Source organism: Methylocaldum marinum (genome assembly GCF_003584645.1).
GTDB classification, from domain to species: Bacteria; Pseudomonadota; Gammaproteobacteria; order Methylococcales; family Methylococcaceae; genus Methylocaldum; species Methylocaldum marinum.
The window spans coordinates 412,752-428,218 of sequence record NZ_AP017928.1 but is presented as its reverse complement, the minus strand read 5'-3'; the positions used below and the strand labels follow the sequence as shown (position 1 = coordinate 428,218).

At 51.3% G+C, this 15,467-nt stretch carries 14 protein-coding genes and 1 pseudogene; 2 read left to right on the top strand and 13 right to left on the bottom strand.

Translation table 11 applies throughout. The annotated features are described in order from the left end of the window. Window positions 1-242 precede the first annotated feature (242 nt). The 13 genes from sS8_RS29445 to sS8_RS01820 all read right to left on the bottom strand — a co-directional run bounded on the left by sS8_RS29445 (window position 243) and on the right by sS8_RS01820 (window position 14,183). Window positions 243-812 (bottom strand): putative colanic acid biosynthesis acetyltransferase, encoded by a 570-nt coding sequence (locus tag sS8_RS29445; protein WP_119628174.1) that lies wholly within the window; start codon window positions 810-812, stop codon window positions 243-245. Then, window positions 809-2,230 (bottom strand): Coenzyme F420 hydrogenase/dehydrogenase, beta subunit C-terminal domain, encoded by a 1,422-nt coding sequence (locus tag sS8_RS01875; protein WP_119628173.1) that lies wholly within the window; start codon window positions 2,228-2,230, stop codon window positions 809-811. Before sS8_RS01875 ends, sS8_RS29445 begins: the two co-directional genes overlap by 4 nt. After that, a complete protein-coding gene (locus tag sS8_RS01870; RefSeq protein WP_170160910.1) occupies window positions 2,202-3,389 on the bottom strand; it encodes a polysaccharide pyruvyl transferase family protein in 1,188 nt (395 codons plus the stop codon). The genes sS8_RS01875 and sS8_RS01870 overlap by 29 nt, the downstream gene beginning before the upstream one ends. Window positions 3,390-3,466: 77 nt before the next feature. Next, window positions 3,467-5,089 carry a glycosyltransferase family 4 protein gene (locus sS8_RS01865; protein ID WP_119628171.1) on the bottom strand — a complete coding sequence of 541 codons (1,623 nt, stop codon included), beginning with the start codon at window positions 5,087-5,089 and terminating at the stop codon, window positions 3,467-3,469. A gap of 44 nt (window positions 5,090-5,133) precedes the next feature. Next, window positions 5,134-6,714: a VPLPA-CTERM-specific exosortase XrtD gene (gene xrtD / locus sS8_RS01860; protein WP_119628170.1), complete on the bottom strand. Its 1,581-nt coding sequence runs from the start codon at window positions 6,712-6,714 to the stop codon at window positions 5,134-5,136. A gap of 132 nt (window positions 6,715-6,846) precedes the next feature. Further along, on the bottom strand, window positions 6,847-7,509 hold the full coding sequence (locus sS8_RS01855) for a YdcF family protein (RefSeq protein ID WP_170160909.1): 663 nt from the start codon (window positions 7,507-7,509) through the stop codon (window positions 6,847-6,849). Beyond that, complete coding sequence (locus tag sS8_RS01850; protein ID WP_119632567.1) at window positions 7,506-8,774, bottom strand: glycosyltransferase family 4 protein; 1,269 nt, start codon at window positions 8,772-8,774, stop codon at window positions 7,506-7,508. The genes sS8_RS01855 and sS8_RS01850 overlap by 4 nt, the downstream gene beginning before the upstream one ends. A gap of 29 nt (window positions 8,775-8,803) precedes the next feature. After that, window positions 8,804-9,643, bottom strand: a complete 840-nt coding sequence (locus tag sS8_RS01845; protein WP_197716657.1) for a glycosyltransferase family 2 protein — start codon at window positions 9,641-9,643, stop codon at window positions 8,804-8,806. 405 nt (window positions 9,644-10,048) lie between these two features. Continuing rightward, a complete protein-coding gene (locus sS8_RS01840) occupies window positions 10,049-10,516 on the bottom strand; it encodes a hypothetical protein (RefSeq protein ID WP_145986380.1) in 468 nt (155 codons plus the stop codon). Next, window positions 10,513-11,652: a glycosyltransferase gene (locus tag sS8_RS01835; protein WP_119628167.1), complete on the bottom strand. Its 1,140-nt coding sequence runs from the start codon at window positions 11,650-11,652 to the stop codon at window positions 10,513-10,515. The genes sS8_RS01840 and sS8_RS01835 overlap by 4 nt, the downstream gene beginning before the upstream one ends. A 71-nt stretch (window positions 11,653-11,723) precedes the next feature. Further along, window positions 11,724-13,181 (bottom strand): O-antigen ligase family protein, encoded by a 1,458-nt coding sequence (locus sS8_RS01830; RefSeq protein WP_170160908.1) that lies wholly within the window; start codon window positions 13,179-13,181, stop codon window positions 11,724-11,726. A 74-nt stretch (window positions 13,182-13,255) separates the two neighbouring features. Further along, on the bottom strand, window positions 13,256-13,729 hold the full coding sequence (locus sS8_RS01825; RefSeq protein ID WP_170160907.1) for a transposase family protein: 474 nt from the start codon (window positions 13,727-13,729) through the stop codon (window positions 13,256-13,258). Further along, window positions 13,653-14,183: a helix-turn-helix domain-containing protein gene (locus tag sS8_RS01820; RefSeq protein WP_119628164.1), complete on the bottom strand. Its 531-nt coding sequence runs from the start codon at window positions 14,181-14,183 to the stop codon at window positions 13,653-13,655. The genes sS8_RS01825 and sS8_RS01820 overlap by 77 nt, the downstream gene beginning before the upstream one ends. Window positions 14,184-14,365: 182 nt before the next feature. On the opposite strand from sS8_RS01820, the gene sS8_RS01815 reads away from it, so the two are divergent. Together sS8_RS01815 and sS8_RS01810 are read left to right on the top strand one after the other, a co-directional pair. After that, a complete protein-coding gene (locus tag sS8_RS01815) occupies window positions 14,366-14,833 on the top strand; it encodes a helix-turn-helix domain-containing protein (RefSeq protein ID WP_119628163.1) in 468 nt (155 codons plus the stop codon). After that, window positions 14,764-15,318, top strand: a pseudogene (locus tag sS8_RS01810) (IS630 family transposase); the annotation flags it as partial. The gene sS8_RS01815 and the pseudogene sS8_RS01810, both read left to right, overlap by 70 nt. Between the last annotated feature and the right edge of the window lie 149 nt (window positions 15,319-15,467).

The following is a 15,467-nucleotide window of genomic DNA, read 5'->3' as shown; positions in this document are numbered from 1 at the left end:
TCTTGACGAACAAGTACAAGTATGTTTTGGGCACTATACGATTGAAGCTGAAACGGGATTTCCCACTAACGAACAGAGTTTGCCCGGTAGACTGGCAATCCCTTTCCAGCGTCAAGAGCGTTAGCAAACTACATGGACACGGTGCATTTTTTCAAAGTCACCGTTGAAAACTTCACGCACTGGGACCAGAAAAATCTGTTCTGCTCCGAGAAGACACGATTTCCTACGTATACCAGAAAAAATCACCGAGCCTGCTCATGCCCACCCTTCAGTTCGCGCGTACTAATCAATCGCGCGGGATTTCCGGCCATCACCGACCAACCGGCAACATCTCGCATTACCACAGCCCTTGCTCCCACCACTGCACCGGGTCCGACGGTTACGCCCGGCCCTATGAAGGCTTCTGCGCAAATCCAAGCATGTTCCTCAATACCGATGGGTTTGTAAATTAATGGCCGCGCCAGCGTGCCGATATCGTGAGATGCCGTGCAAAGAAACGCACGTTGACTGACCGTTGAATAGGAGCCCAGTCGAATCGGTGCAACGTTGTAGCAATCAACTCCGGCCGCCAACGCGACATAGTCGGCCATTTCGAGGTTCCATGGCGCCCATACCATGCAGTCAGGCGCGATTTTGCAGCCAGTACCGATACTTGCACCGAACAGACGGTAGATGAACAATCTCCAGCGATTAAAACCGAATTTCGGCGTTGGGCGAACAAACAGCACATAAGCGAAGTGCCAAACCAGGCGGCGAAATTTATCTCTAAGTCCTAAGTCATCTACATACAGCCGCTGAGCCTTGGTGTTCATTTTTGGAGCCGCAACTTTACTCGTTGGAGACGAACGGACAATATCCGAGGCGTTGCGATCATGATTTCGAGCAGCCTTAAAAGTTTAAAACGCCACTCCATGTGCCGTGTATACAAACTGAAGTCTCGATGGGTGAGAGCTTTCCGAAAGGCACGACGCGACTCCGCAGCACAGTGCTGCCTTAACCCGTAAATCAGGCGCCGATGCGGTAACGGTTTCCGGTCCGAGAATATTCTTTTTACCGGCACCCATTTCCCTTTAGAGTCAGCAAGTGCCAAACGATAGCGTAATCCCTCCCGGCGATGCCGAAATCCGCCCGATTGTGCTTTAGCCGCTTCGGATGGTGTCATCAGTTCAAGGTGCAAACGGCTCTCATCGGCAGCTTTAACTAGAAGCGACGACAAATGCGGATTTCGAACGATCAGCATGTTTTTGCCCCGCCAGTCGAATGCATAACGCGGAAGCCAAGCGTCCCCGATTGATAAATCGGCGGTTTCACCGACGACGTCGTCACAGTAATCGCAAGCATTCAACATCATCGCGCCCATATTGAACTTGCCCCCCGTGACCTCAGCTGAATTGAGTACCCGCCCTTCCCGTTCGCCATGGGCGCGCACGCGGTAATAATATGCCTTGGCGGGTATCTTCTCGCTCTTTACGCGAAAGCTGATTTCGGCCATTTCTTCGGGCGTCAGGCCGGCTGCCCAACCCAAGGACAACGACCAGTTGACGCTCTTCAAGTGCCCGCAAATCAACGAAACGACATAAGGGATATTGGCGCGCAACACTTCGTCAGCCAGTTGTAACCGGCGAACGGCTTTTACCATGCAGGGCACGCCGATAAAGAGAAACCGCTTTCCGGCTGTTCGCGCCTGTTGCATTACCTCGGAAATCTCGACAACGTGATAATGCGAATGTGCACCTCTACGCAGTTCGTCCTCGGTCACGCTGATTCCGTAACGGAAAAACGGATCTTCCGCATTTTTTCGAGAGACGGGCAATACATGGATGACTCCATCAATTTCGCCTCGTCGCAGCAATTCGACTCCAATCCAGCTGCCTACTCCTCCCGAGCTACCTTCTGAACGAAAAGTCCCTTCGAGGACATGGGCAGCAAAAATCCGGTCGAAACGCCCCAACTCTCGAGAATAATTTGCGCATTCGGGCAGGAGTCGTTCCGCCAGCGCATCCTCATTCAAATCAGGCCGCAGAAAGGGACAGACAGCACGTGTCTGGTCCCCATCGGGAACGGTATCGGGCAGATATTCGCCAAATTCATTTAGCTGCATTGACTTACCGGAGACTGCCGCACAAGCGCCACAACCGGCACAATATCCGCCATCCAGCACATCCGAAATACCTGGTTCCGACCGCCTGGATCCTGCGTGCTCAAACACGTCTTGCAATAGATTCGCCATAAGATTGTATTTGACCTTCCTGTTTAGCCAATGCAGCCAACTGTGTCTCCAGAAAACGCGCCCCTATCTCGCTAAGATCAGTCAGTCTCTTATTCACATCGAGCCAATCGATTTCAGCATTTAAAGCGGCGTCAATCGCCTCTGGCGCGGTACTGGTAACCACCCGAGTTGATAAACCCACAAGAGATAGGAGATTGGATGCGCGCTCGTTCAGAGCACTCTTACGACCGGGCAACGCCACCGCCAGAAACGGGCGGTTAAGAACCAAACTCAGCGCGATACCGTGAAATGAATTTGTGACCACGATGGCTGACGAATTGAGCAGGCGCAGCCATTCCACCGGCCCGGGCTGAACGCCACTCCCGATATCTCGCCATCTTTGCCGAGCCGATCGTGGACTAATCAGTTTGATGCCTTTTATCTTCGCAAGATATTCGGCAACATCGCGAATAATTTTGGCTGTTCTTAGCGCATAACAAAATATGAATACATCGCCCGATGGGTGATCCTCATCAAGAAGATCTCGAAAATCACGGAGCAAGATCGTAGGGTCTGGCACACATATCGCCTCGCGCCCCGATACAGCTCGTACAATGTCGACGCCGCTTTGCTCACGTACCGAAATGGCATCTAACGCTGAAACGAATTTCCGCGCTGTAGCGTGATATTGAGTGGGCAAGGACGACTTGCCGAAACTTGCCGCATAGGAAACCCGTCGTGCCTGACCTGCCCCATCAAAATCCAGAAAATAAACCGGATCGAGTCCCTTCTGAACGGAAGGGTTCCAAATCTGATCGCTGCCGCAAACCAGGAGATCAGCTGCAGCTATGCTCTGTAACTCGGTGGCATCGAACAATCGCTGCCCATCTATACCAAGATAGTCACGACGGAATTCGTCAAATGCGATTTTTTGCTGCCTGCTTCCAAAAAGCGACCAGATAAAATTGGACACCTTAAGATACGCAATTGTTAAATTCTTCTTCCATTTTCGCGGATTAAGTGGTTGATCAAAACTGCCGCCTTCCTCGACGTATCTAGGGTGATAATTAATAAATTCAGCTGAGATATTTCTTCTTCGAAACCATTCCCTTAGGGCATAGGCCTGAAAAAGCGCCCCATAGTTATCGCTAAAATGATACGTAAGTAGTTTTACTCTCACTATTCTGCCTTAATAAGTTTTCGCGCAGCCGATATTGGAACAACCATCTGCCTTTCCCGTGCCGAACTTACTGCTCATCAAATGACTACTCGGCAAGCTAAGGAAAGTAGCGCCAGAATGCCGCCGCACCGTACGGCCCAAACAGTTCCCCCGCCGCGGCGCAGAACATATTCGACACCATATAGCAGGATTGCCGACTGAACAGCGATCTTGGCGTAATTAACCTGGTTGAAAACGGGTAGATTCGCAGCAGCCAGAAGCACGAACATGACCAGGAAATCCGAAGGTGTCAGCGAGAAATAGCGGCCCGAAAAGCGTACGCCCACCGCCACGATGACGGCCAGAAAGACGATGACATAATTGAACCAGCGGTCTGCCTCCGAGTACTCGAATCCGACCGTTTGGGCGAGATACACCACCAGTATTACACTTGAATAAACGGCCATGCGCTCGATGAAACCTGCGCCTGGAAGACGCGCCGCTAGCCAAACCAGCCACGCCAGCAGAATTCCGGCGGCAAACACCGCAATCTGGTCCAGATTTTCCTCATCCATCGAAGCGGCGGTTCCCACCAGGAACATGGGTACGGTGAGACGGGTCGTCTGATACGCCGTTTTGTCGAGCCAGGCTTTCTCTAAGATCAAATTCAATTTTTGGGTCAGAAATGACGCCTCGCCTTGGTGGGCACGGCGCAAACGCCAGTGGAACGCCCGTGCCAGTGGAACAAATGCTGCAACAGCGCCAAACAGGGTCAAATAGACCACCAAAACCAGCAAGTCGGACTCATAACGCAAAAAATAGGCGAGCAGAATGCACGTCGCCTGGACCGCATAGGTTGCCAACACCGCTTCGTAATGATCGAAACCCAAGGCCAGAAGTTTGTGGTGAAAATGATTGCGATCCGGCTTGAACGGCGACACCCCTTTAAATATGCGCTGCGACATGACCTGCAAGGTGTCGATGATCGGCAATCCCACGATCAGCAACGGCAACGAGCCGCTAAGTGCCGTATTCACCTTCTGCGTGAGCAACACGGCGAGAACGCCGGCAGAAAAACCCAAAAACTGGCTACCCGTATCCCCCATGAACACAATGGCAGGATGGGTGTTATAGCGCAGAAACCCCAAAATTGCGCCTAATATGGCAACAGCTGTCGCGATCGTTTGCTGACCGTCGGCCAGATCAGCGAGAAAAGCGATACAAGCCAAACTGAGAATACTGAGTCCGGCGGCGAGCCCATCCAAACCGTCGGCCAGATTCATGGCATTCGTCGTGCCGAGCAGAAACAATACCGTCAGCGGATAGGCCACGACATCGGGTAATGGCCCGGAATCGAAAAAACACAGGCGGCGGATCACGACATCGCCGAAAACGACCACCACCAAAACGGCCACAAATTGCCCCAGAAACTTCGTCTTGTAATTGAGATCGTACCGATCGTCCAACAAGCCGAACACACTTAGGATTACCGCGCCAAGAAGACAGACCCGAAATCTCTCATCGAGCTCGAATTCCAAGAGCAGCGCAACAATCGTTGCGATAACCATACCGATCCCGCCCACCCGTGGAATCGCCGAAGCGTGGACTTTCCGGGCATCCGGAATATCCACCAAACCGAGCGGCGCGGACAGCTTGATCAATGCCGCCACCAAAACCATGGCCAGAAACAAGGTGGTCAAAAACAGCACAAAAAGTTGCATAAGATCCTTATCCGCGCCTTTTCTCGGAAAACAAGAGCATGTGTCTAATCCGGGATATAGCGACTCAATTGCGGCTGAAGGACACTCAGGAACGCGTCAAGGCGCGCCTCGCCCTTTGCGAGATCCTCTCCCCTCGGAAGATAGGTTGTGAGTCGAACCAGAGCACCGTCGGTACGATTGAGCGTGAGAGCGTCCCAGAACAGGTACCACTTCACACTATATTCATTGGTCAGATTGCGCCCCCTTTGCTGGAACCAGTAATAAACGAGCTGGCGGTCGTCGCCTTTCTGAATGACTAGACGGTTTATTCGAAGTGGATTGCCCCCCACGCCGGAAACATCCGCGTTGACGGTCTCTAGCGATTTGATCTGCCAGCCGCCACCCGGAATGCACGAGCGGGGCGAATGGATGGACTCCCCCTTGCGCTGATTTGCATAATAGGCTGAGTAGAAGTTGACCGGTATCGATCCCTCGCGGGTATAGTTGGCGAGAATATAATCGTCGAATTTGAGTGCGTCGACGTATTGCTGCTCCATCGTCTCGCGCCGGGCGGTCCAATCGGCCAACTGCATCGGAAAGTCGATGAACTCGGCACGGGAGGGAACAAGCTCACTCCTGTGCTGTAAGAATTGAGCTCCCACCAATGCTGCAACGGATAACCCGAACACCGACCAGAATTGGCGAGGAAGTGCCTGCGACCGGAATTTCGTGCTCTTGGGCAGCGGTTCCGGGAAGGTCAGGCCGAAAACCTCGAGCAGCGGCCGCGGCTCCTTTCCTATCCTCGCGAGTAGCCACATTTCTCCGACGAGCAGCCCGGTGCAGGCCATGAAGATGGCCCAGCCTTCAAAATCGTGCAGGAAGCCCTCCGCCATCGATTGCCCCCAGTATTCGACCATGACTCCGATGATGCCAATGCGGAAACTGTTCATCAGTATCGTGATTGGAATGCTGGAAAGAAAAATCACGCCTCGTTTCCACAATGCCCCCTTGAAGAAATAGGCGCACATGAACGCCAGGCTCATCAGGGGAAAGAGATACCGCAATCCGTTGCAGGCTTCAACCACTTGAAGTTTGTACGAGCCCAGATCGATGACGTTCCCCTCGAGGTATACGCTGATGTCACAGGCCCGAATGAAAGAGACGCCAAGCGCCGAGGACAACAGCTGCAGCTTGCTCGACAGGCCTTGATAGAGAAAATTGGGCAGCGGAATCGCGAAAAACAGGAACAACAACGGTATCCAGACTTGCTTGAATATCTTCGTCCCCGTTACCGCCAGAACAAGGCCTAACAAAACCACGAGGAAGGCATACTGGACGATGATATAGAGCGTCGCCAGTTCACCCAGGAAATAAAGCCCCAACCCCAGGGCGACAATACCGAAGCCGATCCACGACCCTTCAAACGGCAGTCTGGCCAACTCGTTTTTCTTCTGCCAAATCAGGAAAGCGGTAATGAACGGAATCAAAAGACCGTGGCTGTATTCTTCGCTGCTCGTCCAGTTCCCAACCAGGATCTTAAGTCCATCGAAAAATATATATACCGATATCCCGAACAAAACGCCGGACCACAGCCAAAACCTAGGCCCGATATCCCACAATTCAATCTTCGAATCTGTTGCAACCATGATATGAGGCCTGTCTTAATATATCCGTGTTAACGTGCTAATAGGCAATTCCAGTATTCCGTTCGCTTCGAATCTTTCGAACCGTTTCGCTGACCATCTCGACAAACTCACAATGACCCAATATAGGCAAACTCAAGCATATTTAACGTAGTAATATAAAAGTTTTACGAACTCTTTAAATACGAACGAAGCCGAAGTTTTGTTTTTCCACCATAGATCTGGGTTCCACCAATTCGGCCGGCTAGCAATCAGCTGATAATCGATGTTAGAACCACCGAACACCCGCCGGCAAACCCATTGGAGCCGGCGGAAATGAGGCGGGTCCGAAACGATAAGCACGCTGCGCCAACCGTTTTCATCAAGTACATCCCGAATTAGGTGCGCCTCTGCCCAGGTGTTTCGTGCGGAACCATCCAAGAGGATCAGCTCTTTTGAAACTCCCAGCGCGAGAAGATCGCTATATCTCGGGTGATCCAGGGGCTCACCGTTGTTGTTGCGCGTTTTCGGTATTCCTGTCAGTAGGACGCGCGGAGCCCACCCGTCCAGCATCAAGGCTCCGCCGGCCGCCGTACGGGCATTCCAGCCGCCGCCCAGGACAACGAGCAAATCGGCGCCGTGTCGAGGAGCGTTTGGTTCGAGCGCCAGAAAATCTCCCGCTTTCGAGCCGAGCGCCAAGCCTAGGGTCAACAGGAGCAACAGGCCTAACCATCCGATACACTTAAAACCGACAACCTCGCGGCTGCGACTTACAACCCCCATCGAATAACTCTGCGATTCACGGTCTTCATGCTTCAAACCGTCCTCGAATAGTCTGAGCTCGGATTCTCGACACCCTTTTCGAGTCCGAAAGAATCCAATAGGTTCTTCCATGCCGCCACCGCCCTCGGGCGATTGAACCGCCTCTCGAACTCGGCCCTGGCTCTGAGCCCCATTTCTCGACACGCTTCGGAATCGGATTTCAGCGCCAAAATCAGCTTAACAAGCCCTTCCGGATCTCCGGGGCGGACGGCATAGCCGCAATTCACCGCGTTCAGCACTCTAGGTATTTCGCCGTCGGGGTCGCCCACGAATAGGGTCGGCCTGCCCGCGGCCGCGATTCCGTAGAATTTGCTCGGGACGATCAAACCTTCCAGACCGGGTTTGAGACAAACGAGATGAACGTCCGGGACCGAGAGGCTGAGTGCGAGTTTCTCTTTAGGCTGGTACGGCCTGAACAACACGTTCGTCAGATTGTGCGCATCGATCCATTGCTCCAATGCGGTTTGCTGCGCGCCGCCGCCTATAAACAGGAGCACCACGCCATCATCCCGGTCCCGAAGGATCTCGGCAGCTCGTAGAATGGTGTAAAACTCGTGCGCCCTTCCAAGGTTTCCGGAATAACCGACGACGAACTTGTTTTCGAGCGCCCATTCGCGACGCAATCCATTGTCTTCACGCGCCAAGGGATTAATGTGGTCGCCGTCCGCCCAGTTGGGGATAATCCGGACACTCTCCGCGCCGATCTTCTGCTCCCCGAGCTTTTGCGCCATCAGTTCGCCCAACACCACGTTGCACGCCGCTCTGCGCAGAGACCAGTTCCGCAGTCGACGGGCCAGAGGCGTGGCGGGACCGACTGCTTTCACGTCGAGTTCCGTCGCCACCTCGGGAAATAAATCCTGAATCCAGTTAACCAAAACGCCGCCGCGAAGAGCCGCGGCCAGCGCGCAAACGACCGAGATCAGCGGCGGGTCCGTCTTCGCGACAATGACATCGCCCCTCGTGCTCGCTCGCCACAACATCCAAAAGGCGGAGACATAAAAACTTGCATAATCCACGGCCCGGCCCAGCAACCCGCCCCGGCCGAACCGCGTAGTCCAGATTCGTGAGATCTGAACATTGCCTACACGCTCGTCACTGGCCAAGGCTGCGTTAGCCCGGTCGTAAAGCTGACGACTGGTAACGATGCTGACCGAATAGCCGTCTCGCGCAAGATCGAATGAAAGATCACTCAGCATTTGACTGGTCGCGGAGTGGTCGGGGTAAAAGTACCGGTTGACGAAAATAATCTTTGGGTTAGCCATTCCGCATTCCAGATGTCTTGATTCGTCCGTCAGAAGGGAACACCTTGAGTCCGGCGACGCTGCTCTTTGATATTGAGCACAATCAGATATTCGTACACCGATATCAGGCAGCAATAAGTGAAACCCGGATAACCGTCGAGAATGCCGCGCCGCAGGAGATACATGTACACAAAGCGGAATAGTGGACGGCAGGGCAATCTGAACGACAAACTTTTCAACGCCCGCCTGCGCCGAACCGGGTCGACCGACACCAAGCCGCGCCAATCGACTGAGCTGTCATCCATATGGCGCAGATTTTCAGTCGCCTCCAATTGCGCATAGCGCACGTGTTTGGTGAACCATTCCCCCAATCCCTTGTTGAAGCTATGGTGAACGAGGTGGCCGCTCAATTCGCCGACTGTACCGTTGATCTGAGGATATTCATGAACAGCACGGGCCTCGTAACGAATGGTTTCCGGCCGATAAAAGCGGATAAACCAGGACGGATACAGAGTGGAATGCTTGATCCATTGGCCCATGAAATGATCTTTCCGCCGAATCCGATAAGCCGCGTGGTCTCCGGACGACGGCGAAGACACCAGCCGCAAGATTTCCTCACGTAGCTCGTCATCGACCCGTTCATCGGCGTCGAGAGCTAAAACCCATGGATATTTGTATTCCACCCCGACTCTGGCTGCCTCCCGCTGTGAACCGTAATCGTCGAACGCGCGCTGAAAAACACGTGCGCCTGCCGCCCTGGCAACTCCCACAGTAGCATCGGTGCTGAAGGAATCGAATACGACTATGTCGTCACTCCATGCCACGGATTCCAGGCAGGCAGGCAGGTTTACCTCTTCGTTAAAGGTTAGGATGAGAATCGAAACGCTCACGAGACACCGTTCCTTTTAAAGGCAATCATCGATGTAACATGCCTACAGTCCTGGCTAATAAATTCGTTTTCTGGTGTAAATATAGGAACAGTCTCATTCTCGTCGATTATTTTTCCGATATAATCAAAACACCTACCACAACAATCGGCATGCATTATTCTGTTAGGCTCCAAGTATCTGCTCTCAAACGGGGTCCGTTGCTTAAAGTAGTCAAGCCAATTTCTGTTATAAAAAATACGATATAGTGCCATCAAAATATCATCTTCACGCTAAAACAAAGCTATTTTGACTTTTAGCTTGCAATGAAGCTACGGATAATTTTCTCAAAGATTTTACCTATAATTCTTTGCCCAATAGCGTTACAGCGTTTTTATGGCCATGAAAATACAGGTAAAAATCTATAAGTTATTGATTTTTAATAATAAATTTGTTTTTAGTGTATTTTTTTGAAGTTGAAAACGCTGTAGGTGGTCCCCAAGATCCCGCAGATACATTTCCGACAACGATCTTTCGATCAGTCATGACGAGAGCGAGGTTGGCCTTCACCAATTCCGTGGCTAGTTGAGTATGGTCAGTCTGATTTCCTCCGTTTATTACGCTATCGCCATAAACCATTACCCTAAACTCAGAGACATCTGACTTCCCATCCGAGAAATTCTCGCTCCGCATTCCATATTCATTGATTTTGATCCTGTTGCCAAACCGACGTAAATCTTGGTTCGGTTTGAACATATATTCGATCGTCTCATCTGTCTGCAACAACGGAGGATTTCCAAGTCCTACAAACAAGCGAAGGCCCGCTTCAACGGACGCAACAAGTACAACCACCATCAGTAAAATCAAACGAATCTTGTGCATTTTGCAATGCTTCAAAGATCTATCCAAGCAGGTAGCTCCCCACCTTCGAGCAACCAAGAATAGGTTCTCTCCATTTTCTCTGCCACAGACGACCAGGAAAATTGTTGCAACATCCAAGTCTTACCTCTATCCCCCATCGAGCGTAACTCCTGATCCTCCATCGCTAACGCATTATCAAGGCAAGTGATGAGCGTTTCCTCGCTTAAGTCAATCCACCAACCGCAACGGTAGTCTTCCACCCTTTGCCACGGAGCACCTTTGGTAACGATTACCGGAACACCGTGAGCCAATGCTTCTGCAACGGTCATCCCGAAATTCTCGGAATGAGTCGGCAATACATACAAATCTGAAGAAAGCAGCAAGTTCTCTTTTTGTTTACCATATATCGGACCAACGAATTCAACTTTCCCAAGTTGGAGTGCAGACGCAAGTTGTTTCATATCACTCAGATAGCCTCCATCGTCGGGTCCTGCTATAGTCAGTTCCCAATTTGGATAGCGGTTTTCCAGATACCGCCATGCATTCAGCAGAATATCCACACCTTTCTTTTTATGGATTCGGGCAAGAAACAATAGCCTTCGTTTGCCAGAAGGAGGACGTCGCATTTCGGAAGATAGATCAATACCGTTCGGTATCACAGCAACCGGTGCAGAAAAACCCAGGTCGCGGATCTCCTCCAATTCGCATTCCGCTGTAGCATGGAAACATGCGGCCCGCTCGAGTGCCTGCTTCTGCTTCCAAAACCAAACCAGGCGCTTTTGCCATTTTGAATGGTTCAACGCCCATGCCGATAGCATCCCGCGGGGCGAAACAACAAAATGGACTCTACGTTTATACGCAATCCTGTAAGCATACATATTCGGCATGAGCCATAATCCATGATTGTGAATGATATCTGCCGAACCAGCCGCACGATCCAACCCTGACATCATTTCCGGAGATATTCCGAAACGATTCAATAACGGAACCTCGACTCTTCGATACGCCTGAATGTTGTAATCATTTCTTCCATCTGGCACCGCTAACGGCTCAAGTGTATGCAGTTCTACTTGACAATTTCTCTGCCTCAAGGTCTTGCATAACTGAGGAACTGTGTATGAAGGACCAGCGGCCTGATTATGGATACCTGAAACAACCTGAATAACTTTCATAACAGCGAAACACCCGAACCGTTGGAGGCCTCATTGTCCATGCGGACGAAAGAAAGCAGAGCGAGCCTTATCTACCGCCACGTCAGTTGTTGGCTTAAGTTTGCAGCGGTTATCCGACCTTTCACAAATTCAATATGTCCTGTCCCCTGGTCCGCTGGAACACGCCAGGCAATTCCCATCAACAACCAATAAAACAGGCCGATTCCCCCTACAGAAAAAATACCCATTTCTCCAATATTCACGAAAATGCATGAGAAAAATATTGCCAGCCATTGGGTATTTTGCCGTGTAATGACCCTTCTGGTCATATAAATTAGCGCAGCGGCAAAGCTAAGGCCGCCAAGGACCCCAGTTTCCTCCAAAATCGCTGTCGGCAAGAAACCCTTTTCCACAGGCGCCGATATTGGCAGTCCCATGAACTCGACCACGGCCGGGGCTTTACCGTCTGGACGTCCCAATCCCCACGGATAGACTCCGAAGCCGCATCCGGTAAGCGGGTGGTCAAGAAAATAATTCCATTGGGCTGCAATTCCGCCGCTACGAGACGCTAACGCTGATTCGACATCTGTAGAACCCCGCTTATAGACATAAGCCTCCAGTTTTTCCTGCAAAACAGATGACGAGACGACAGACACCGACAACACAATGAATGCCAGAGAAGAAATAATGACGAAACGCCCGATCCGAAACTGTGCAAATCTCTTCTTCTTGAAAAGGATTACTAATGCGGTAGCAACAATACTCAGCATCACAGTTGCCAGTGCTGTTCTTGCCTGTGATGCAATCATCAAAGAGATCAAAAGCAAGATAACAGCAAAAAGAATTAGCGGTTTCTTGGGTTTGCCAAAAAATATGCAGGCTAGTAACGCACTGCTCGAGGGTGCTAAGACTGGGCCGAAAGATTGAGGATGGTTCAATATACCCTGAAAACCCTCGCCGTTTTTCGCATATGCAACATCAGAAAATGCAAACAGAGGCAACGATAACAAAACCACCGTCGCAATGAGTGAATGAAACCACGTCCCCAATTCCAGCGCTTGCCGTTCGCTGAGTGATGCGCTGCCCAAAACCACGGAACAGGACACATAGGTAAACAGCACCAACTTCATAACAGACACAGCAGGTGCTTTGTTGTCCTGAACCAGGAATAACGAAGCAACGACGAGCGAGAATCCCAGTATGGGTAAAATTAGTTTCACATTGCGACTTTTCGATCCGATCAGCATACGGAAGCCGCATAGCAGAATTATAACCCATCCCATCACCCCCACGCCGGCAGGGTATGAATATAAAACCGGATTTAGATATTTGACGACAACCGCGAGAGATAAAGCCTGTATCGCTTGCGGGACCCCCAATAGCAGCCACAAACCTAGCGCGCCATAAAACGCCGTTACCGCTCCCGCCCCGAGCTTCAAGGCAGCTAGAATGCCCGCGATTACAAAAACATGTTTCAGTGATATTGGCCTAGCGAAACCACCCGATACCTTGATGCCTTTAACATCGCTCGTCTCTATGGACGTTTTCACAGAAAGAGGAATCTGACTAGATCTTATCCGACAGATATTCATTAGAGTTGTTTCAGATGCTAAACAATTGTAAATCAACAGCTTTTGTAGTTCCAAAGCCCGGCGGAAAGTGAGAAAAAATAATCCACGAAGTGACCCAGATGATTTCTAATCCGATGCATCATGCAGTGGAAGAACTTCATGCCACCGATGGCATGCTCAACGATGACCCGCGTGGCGGCTTGTTTTCTGTTCTGTTTCTTCTGCTCAGGCGTCAATGTCGGATTAGGGTTTTTCTTGGATTTTCTGGGTTTCTTGTGGGGTAGATATATTTGGGTACTTTGATAATCTTTGTCCGCGCCCAGAAATCCTAAGTCAAGCCATAAATTGACCTTCTCGAACCACGCTGAACCCGGCGTGAAGACGTCTTTCATGAGTGTGTAGTCATGTACGCTGCCTGCCACAATGCAGCACAAAAACAATATCCTTCGATTAAGGTCGGAGATTACGAGGGATTTGAGCGTATGTCTTTTTTTTTCCGCTGTAATGCTTTTCCTGTTCAGTTTCATCTTGGGGTCGAACGCAAGCGACCTCCACGCCATCGATCGCTATGTTCTTATATTGATCAATGAGTTGAGAGAATTCTGCTGGGGTTGTTAGCGTGCGCTCCGGCATGACGTTGAGGCTTGTCAACGCTCGCACTAAAACCGGCAGCAACCGGTCGATGTGGGCATGGGCATGTCCGCCACTAAAACCGAAATGAAAGCCCAGAACGTCAAAAGTGGGATAGGTTTTCAGATAGTACAAAACGAAAAACAGCTTTTTCTCGTAAGAATCAAGATAACCTTTAGGGCCGCCCTGTTTGACGTGTTTTATTTCGCCTTTTTCGACACGCTCTCGATCGATGGCTTGAGCGGCCGACTCGAATACTTTGACGAGGGCTGTGAACTTCGCCTTGGGCATTCCAATCAACGATGCCACGATGCGGTCATCGGTTATTTTGCTAAATTTGTCGTAGATCACGGAAGGTTTTTATATTCGGATTTGTTTGAGAAACAAGTGGGCTATCAATACCATGCATTGGCATCAGGTACAACTCTATTAATTTCATTAGTATACGGGATAGCCGATCGTTGACTTACAGCAAATTTAAATTTTTGCGATTACTGGCGGTCGAAGGGTGAACATTACCTTGGCGTCGTGTCATGAAAGCGTACTCACTCGATCTGAGAATCCGGATGTTCAGCTACGCCCTGACGCACAGCGTGCGTAAGACGGCCGCGCTGTTCCGGGTCAGCCCGAACACCGTTCACGTGCTTAAGAAGCTCTTCATCGAAACTGGCCAATTGGCCCCGAAGCCCAGCCATGCCGGCCGTCCGCGCGCCATCTCCGCCGAGGGCGAACTGTACTTGCAGGCCCTGCTCCGCGAGGAGGTGGACCTCACCCTGGAGGAACTCCGTGAACGCTATGCCGACACCTATGGCGTCACCGTCAGCGTCGGCACGATGTTCAACACCCTCCGGCGTCTCCGGATCACGCGAAAAAAAAGTCCACCTACGATCCCCAGAAGAACCGCCCGGAGCATCAAGCCCAAACCGAGCACTATCACCACGTCGTCGATGCCATCCCCATCGACCAGCGCCTCTACCTCGATGAAACCGGTGCCCGTCTGAACATGACCTTGCCTTATGGCCGCGCCCCACGGGGCGAACGCGTGATCGACGAACAGCCGGTGTCGCCCGGCGAGACCGTGAACACCGTCGCCGTGCTGACCGAGCACGGTCTGGATGCCCAGTGGAGCGATCAAGGCCCGCTGACCGCGGAACGTTTCGTGGCGTACCTCGACGTCTCTGTGCTGCCGCTCTTGCTCGCCGGCAAGACCCTGATTCTCGACCGCCATCCGGTCCACCGGGCGCGCGCCGTCCGGGCGTTTCTGGACCGGCATCACGTCCGTTATGTCTACCTGCCGCCGTACTCACCGGAACTCAATCCGAGTGAGGAGGCGTGGTCCAAAGTCAAACACGTGCTTAAACGCGAGAAGCCACGCACCGTGGACCACCTCCTCGACATCCTTCACCGAGCCGCCCAATCCATTACCCCGAATGATGCTCAAGGGTATTTCCAACATGCCGAGGACTTTTCTTTAGTAACCGTCTGAAATTGAAAACGCTGTATGTTTCGAATAAACAGTCGAACTAGCGATCGATACATATTCTCTTTTATCATAAGAAGTCCTTAATACATAGAACTCTAAATCCCATAAGATATGCTCCCGATAAACTCAGTTCAAGTTGCCATTCTTCTTTA

Coding starts and splice junctions, on each gene's coding strand:
- xrtD (WP_119628170.1), bottom strand. CDS start 6,714: ATGGTTGCAACAGATTCGAAGATTGAATTGTGGGATATCGGGCCTAGG.
- sS8_RS01875 (WP_119628173.1), bottom strand. CDS start 2,230: ATGGCGAATCTATTGCAAGACGTGTTTGAGCACGCAGGATCCAGGCGG.
- sS8_RS01865 (WP_119628171.1), bottom strand. CDS start 5,089: ATGCAACTTTTTGTGCTGTTTTTGACCACCTTGTTTCTGGCCATGGTT.
- sS8_RS01850 (WP_119632567.1), bottom strand. CDS start 8,774: ATGGCTAACCCAAAGATTATTTTCGTCAACCGGTACTTTTACCCCGAC.
- sS8_RS01825 (WP_170160907.1), bottom strand. CDS start 13,729: ATGAAACTGAACAGGAAAAGCATTACAGCGGAAAAAAAAAGACATACG.
- sS8_RS29445 (WP_119628174.1), bottom strand. CDS start 812: ATGAACACCAAGGCTCAGCGGCTGTATGTAGATGACTTAGGACTTAGA.
- sS8_RS01815 (WP_119628163.1), top strand. CDS start 14,366: ATGAAAGCGTACTCACTCGATCTGAGAATCCGGATGTTCAGCTACGCC.
- sS8_RS01835 (WP_119628167.1), bottom strand. CDS start 11,652: ATGAAAGTTATTCAGGTTGTTTCAGGTATCCATAATCAGGCCGCTGGT.